The organism is Cupriavidus basilensis (genome assembly GCF_029335485.1).
GTDB lineage: Bacteria > Pseudomonadota > Gammaproteobacteria > Burkholderiales > Burkholderiaceae > Cupriavidus > Cupriavidus basilensis_E.
In genome coordinates this window covers 1-5,673 of sequence record NZ_JARJLM010000293.1, presented here as the reverse complement: position 1 = coordinate 5,673, position 5,673 = coordinate 1, and the positions used below count along the sequence as shown (strand labels likewise).

The 5,673-nt window shown below is 68.3% G+C and carries 3 protein-coding genes; 2 read left to right on the top strand and 1 reads right to left on the bottom strand.

The window, feature by feature from the left end:
- Positions 1–1,151, top strand: a 1,151-nt coding sequence (locus P3W85_RS17190; protein WP_276265665.1) for a porin, incomplete at its 5' end; no start/stop codon positions are given.
- A gap of 16 nt (positions 1,152–1,167) precedes the next feature.
- On the opposite strand, the gene edd is transcribed toward P3W85_RS17190, so the two are convergent.
- Entirely contained in the window at positions 1,168–2,994 is a 1,827-nt protein-coding gene (edd, locus tag P3W85_RS17185) for a phosphogluconate dehydratase (RefSeq protein WP_017230394.1), read from the bottom strand.
- A gap of 616 nt (positions 2,995–3,610) precedes the next feature.
- On the opposite strand from edd, the gene fusA reads away from it, so the two are divergent.
- Positions 3,611–5,650 (top strand): elongation factor G, encoded by a 2,040-nt coding sequence (gene fusA, locus P3W85_RS17180; RefSeq protein WP_276265664.1) that lies wholly within the window; start codon positions 3,611–3,613, stop codon positions 5,648–5,650.
- Positions 5,651–5,673: the final 23 nt, after the last annotated feature.

The window sequence follows — 5,673 nt, the reverse complement described above, 5'->3', positions numbered from 1 at the left end:
TGGCATTGACGTTTGACATTACGCCTGCACTGAACACCGCACTGAACGCCGCCCCCGGCGCCACCCGGAAGTCCGCATCGCGGTCCTTTGGCGCTCGCGCCGCAAGACAGGCTTGCGAAGGCGCGTCCCGCTGCCTGCCAGCACTCGCATGCGCCGCCGTACTCGCCCCCACCGCGCCACCGGCGCATGCGCTGGGCAGCCTGACGCTCTATGGTCTTGCCGACGTCGGCATCTTCCGGCCCGCGCCCGGACAACCGGTCCAGATCGGCACCATGCAGCGCAGCCTGATCGGCCTGCGCGGCAGCGAGCCGCTGGGCGCTGGCTGGGCTGCCACCATGCACCTGCAAACGCGCTTCGACATGGGCGATGGCCGCCTCGAAGGCAGCGGCGCCTCGCCGTATTTCCAGGGCGAGTCCACGGTCGGCATCAAGTCGCCATATGGCGACCTGCGTTTTGGCCGCGCGCTCACGCCCATGTGGCAATACGACTGGCAGTACGACAGCTGGGACAATTTCAATCGTCTCAGCTCGGTGGCGTGGTACGTGTACCACCCGTCCTATCGCACCGATCCGTACCACAACGGTCCGGCGGGCGAATACTCGCGGCTGAACAATGGCGTGTTCTACGATTCGCCGAAGTGGGGCGGCGTGCATGTGCATGTCTCCGCCGGCGTGGAAAAGAACGAAACGCCGGACGCCGCCGGCAACCGGGACCGCGCGCGGCCGCTCGCCGCCTCGCTCAACTACGATGCCGGGCCGTGGTCCGCCATGCTCACGGCGGAACGCAACGCTGCATACGACAACACCTGGTTCGCCGGACTGGCCTATGCGTTCAGCAAGGTGCGGCTGATGGCCTCGTACAGCCAGACGCATCTCAGCGCCGCCAGCCAGGCCTTCCTCGGCGATGCCAGCGCCAGGCGCAGCGCCGCCACGCTGGGCGTGAACTGGCGCGTGGGCGCCGCCACGCTGAAGCTCTCCGGCGCGCGCGATTTCCAGGGCTATGGCCAGGCGGGCGTCACCGGCTACGTCACCAGCGGGCTGGACTACGCGCTCTCGAAACGCACCACGCTGTATGGCGCGATGTCGTACCGGCACAGCCGGCACGCCGGTGGCGGCACCGGGTTTGGCGCGGGCATCAGCCATAGCTTCTGAGTCGCGCGGCTGGTGTCTAGCCCTCCTCCGCGAACAGCGAACACGCACCGGCCTCGGCCGTGCCGACATGGCGCCGGAAATTGGCGAACAGGTCGCGCCCCACGCCGTGCCGGTTGGCGGAGAGGTCGGGCGGCGTCACGTCGCGCGCGGCCCACTCCGCTTGCGGCACCAGCACCGTCAGCACGCCGGCGTTCGCGTCCACGCGCATCGGATCGCCGTCGCGCACGCGGGCGATGCCGCCTCCGCTCAACGCCTCCGGGCACACGTGGATGGCGGCCGGCACCTTTCCCGATGCGCCGGACATGCGTCCGTCCGTCACCAGCGCCACGCGGAAGCCGCGGTCCTGCAGCACGGTCAGCGTAGGGGTCAGCTTGTGCAGCTCGGGCATGCCGCAGGCGGCCGGCCCCTGCCATGGCAGCACGGCGATAAAGTCCCGCTCCAGCTCGCCGCGCTTGAAGGCGTCGATCAGTGCGTCCTGCGTGTGGAACACAAGCGCAGGGGCTTCCACGAGATGGTGCTCGGGCTTGACCGCCGAGATCTTGATCACTGCGCGGCCGAGATTGCCGTCGAGCAGCTTGATGCCGCCCTCGGGTGCGAACGGCTGGCTGGCGGGCCGCACGATGCTGTCGTCCAGCGGCGCCTCGGGTCCGTCGATCCAGGTGAGTTTGCCGTCGCGCAGCACCGGCTCGCGGGTGTAGTCCGCGAGCCCTTTGCCCACCACGGTGGTGACGTCGTCGTGCAGCAGCCCGAGTTGCAGCAGGCCGCGAATCACCACCGGCAGGCCGCCGGCCGCCTGGAACTGGTTCACGTCCGCGCTGCCGTTGGGGTACACACGCGCCAGCAGCGGCACCACTTCCGATAGTTCAGCGAAATCGTCCCAGCCCAGCACGATGCCGGCCGTGCGCGCCATCGCCACCAGGTGCAGGGTGTGGTTGGTGGAGCCGCCCGTGGCCAGCAGGCCCACGATGCCGTTGACGAAGGCGCGCTCGTCGAGCACATCGGCCACCGGCGTATAGCGCCCACCGCCGTGCACCAGGCGCAGCGCCTGGCGCGCGGATTCGCGCGTGAGCGCCTCGCGCAGGGGCGTGTTGGGATTGACGAAGGCGGTGCCGGGCAGGTGCAGGCCCATCATCTCCATCAACATCTGGTTGGAGTTGGCGGTGCCGTAGAAGGTACAGGTCCCGGGGCCGTGATAGGACTTGCTTTCCGCCTCCAGCAATTCCGCGCGGCTGAGCTTGCCCTCGGCATAGCGCTGGCGCACACGGGCCTTCTCCTCGTTGCCCATGCCCGTGGTCATGGGCCCGCCGGGCACGAAGATGGCCGGCAGGTGGCCGAAGGACAGCGCGCCCATCACCAGTCCGGGCACGATCTTGTCGCACACGCCGAGATAGAGCGCGCCGTCGAACATCTGGTGCGACAGCGCCACCGCCGTGGACAGCGCGATCACGTCGCGCGAGAACAGCGAGAGATCCATGCCGTCCTGGCCTTGCGTCACGCCGTCGCACATGGCGGGCGTGCCGCCGGCGAATTGCGCGGTGCCGCCCGCTTCCAGCGCGGCCTCCTTGAGCCATTGCGGATACTCCGCCAATGGCTGGTGGGCCGACAGCATATCGTTGTAGGAGGAAACGATGGCGAGGTTGGGGCGCTCCTGCGCCTTCAGGCGGATCTTGGCCTGCTCGGGCATGGCGGCCACGGCGTGGGCCAGGTTGGTACACGAGAGCTGGGCGCGCTCCACCTTCTGCCCCGCCATGGCGCGGGTGCGCTCCATGTAGGACCGGCGGGTGCCGGCACTGCGCGCCACGATGCGGGCGGTGACCCGTTCCAGGACTGGATGACTTGGCATGGGGAGCTCCTGCGTGGGGATGTTTTTTTCAGCCTAGCGCACTTTGGGGCGGGGTGCACGTATGGTGCGCTGCACGTTTCTCCAACAAGTGCTAGACTCCGCTCCATTCTCTGGAGTGCAGACGACATGAAGCAAGCAGCGCAACGCATCGCCATCGCAGCATATGCCGCAACACCTTACGGTGAGCGCGTGCTGCTGGCTATTCACGTCTAGTCTTCCGAGCGTCCCGCCCGGAAGGCTGCAAGGCCGGTTCCGGGAACGACGAAGAAGATCATCGCCAACCCCGGACGGCCCCCAGGCCTCCGGGGTTTTGTTTTTCCGATTCGCCACCATCTGACACGCCATGCGTACCTACGACAAGCTGATCGCCACGATTCAAACCGGCCAAGGGAACGGGAGCTTGCGCTCGTCCCTTGGTGCGGTAACGGCGTCGGCTGGCGTAGCCACCACGATGGTTGCGTGCCGCATGCGGCATGCCGGCGCCGCCCCGCAAGCGATCCCATAGCTTCCCGGCTGCACATGCAGTCCGGGAGGCCTCGCAGATCGCCTCCCAGGGACCACGGACACCCTGGCAGGCACGCACCCGCCAGGGTGTTTGCATTGTAGGCAGCCCATCATGGAAAGCAGAAAAGAGCGCAGGAAACTCAGGAATATCGGCATCATCGCCCACGTCGACGCGGGCAAGACCACCACCTCGGAACGCATCCTGTTCTACACCGGCGCCAGCCACCGGCTGGGCGAGGTGCATGACGGCGCCGCCGCCATGGATTTCGACCCGCAGGAGCAGGCGCGCGGCATCACCATCAACAGCGCCGCCACCACCGTGTTCTGGCGCGGCCACCAGATCAACCTGATCGATACACCCGGGCACATCGATTTCAATATCGAGGTGAACCGTTCGCTGCGCGTGCTCGACGGCGCCGTGGTGGTGTTCGACGGCGTGGCCGGCGTGGAGCCGCAGACCGAGACCAACTGGCGCCTGGCCGACCGCTATCGAGTGCCGCGCCTTGCCTTCGTCAACAAGCTGGATCGCACCGGCGCGGATTTCCTGCGCGTGGTGGGCATGATCGAGGATCGGCTTGGCGTGGTGCCGCTGGTGCTGCAATTGCCCATCGGCAGTGAAGGCGATTTCACCGGCGTGGTCGATCTCGTCACCATGCAGGCCTTGCTATGGCACGACAGCACGGGCGGGGCCGGCTACGCGACGCAGGCCGTGCCCCAGGCGCAGGCCGAACGGGCCGCGGCATGGCGCGAGCGGCTGCTGGAAACCCTGGCCGAGCATGACGACGCCCTGCTGGAGGATTATCTTGCTGGCCGCGCGCCAACCGAAGACGCTGTGCGCGCAGCCATCCGGCGCGCAACGGTCTCTGGCGCCGTGGTGCCCGTGCTCGCGGGCTCGGCCTTCAAGAACAAGGGCGTGGAGCCGCTGCTCGATGCGGTGACCGCTTATCTGCCGGCTCCGGGCGAAGTGGAGCGGCATGAAGTCAGCGCGGCGCCGGACGAGCCGCTGGTGGCGCTCGCCTTCAAGGTGGTGCACGACGCGCATGGCACGCTGACCTTTGTCCGCCTGTATCGCGGCAGGCTCACCGCGGGAGACACCGTGCTCAATGCCGGCAGCGGCAAGCGCGAACGCGTGGCCAGGCTGTACGAGATGCACGCCGACAGGAAGCAGGAGCGCGACGTTGCCGTGGCAGGCGACATCGTGGCGATTGCCGGCCTCAAGGCCACCATGACCGGCGACACGCTGACCGATCCTGCGCATCCCGTCGTGCTGGAAAAGATCGATGCGCCCGAGCCGGTGATCGATGTCGCCATCGAGCCGAAAGGACACGCGGACCAGGCCGGCCTGTCGCGCGGCTTGCAGGTGCTGGTGCAGGAAGACCCGAGCCTGCGGCTGCGGCAAGACCCGGAGAGCGGGCAGACGCTGCTGTCCGGCATGGGCGAACTGCAGCTGGAGGTAACGCTGGAGAAGCTGCGCACGCGGTTCAGCGTCGAGGTGACGGTAGGCCGCCCGCAAGTGGCCTATCGCGAAACGCTGAGCCGTGCCGCGGATGCTCGCTATCTGCATCGCAAGCAAAGCGGCGGCCCGGGCCAGTACGCGGAAGTGCTGTTGCACTTCGAGCCGCTGGCGCGCGGGGAAGGGCTGCAGTTCGAGAGCCGCATCAGCGGGGGCGCCGTGCCGCGCGAGTTCGTGCCGGCGGTGGAAGCCGGCATCCGCCGCGCCGCGGCGCAAGGCGTGCTCGCGGGCTATCCGGTGGTCGACTTCAAGGCCACCTTGCTGGACGGCGGCTACCACGAGCGCGACTCCTCGGCGCTGGCTTTCGAGACCGCTGCGGCGGCCGCGTTCCGCGAAGGCGCGCGTGATGCGGCGCCGGTGGTGCTGGAGCCGGTGATGGCCGTGGAGGTGGTGACGCCCGCCGATCACGTGGGTGACGTCATCGGCGATATCCACCGGCGCCGGGGCCTCGTGCGGGGACAGTCGCAGCGGGGTGGCAGTGGCAACACCGTCGTGGTCGAGGCGCATGTGCCGTTGGCCGGCATGTTTGGCTATATCGGCAGCTTGCGCGCGCTGAGCTCGGGGCGGGCAGGCTTTGCGATGCAGTTCGATCACTATGCGGTGGCACCGGCCAGGGCAGTGGCGGAGTCGGCCGGCTGAGGTGGTTCGTTGACTGGCTGCCG

What these genes read in the sequence shown, in the direction of transcription:
- edd (WP_017230394.1), bottom strand. Translation starts at nt 2,994, where the DNA reads ATGCCAAGTCATCCAGTCCTGGAACGGGTCACCGCCCGCATCGTGGCG.
- fusA (WP_276265664.1), top strand. Translation starts at nt 3,611, where the DNA reads ATGGAAAGCAGAAAAGAGCGCAGGAAACTCAGGAATATCGGCATCATC.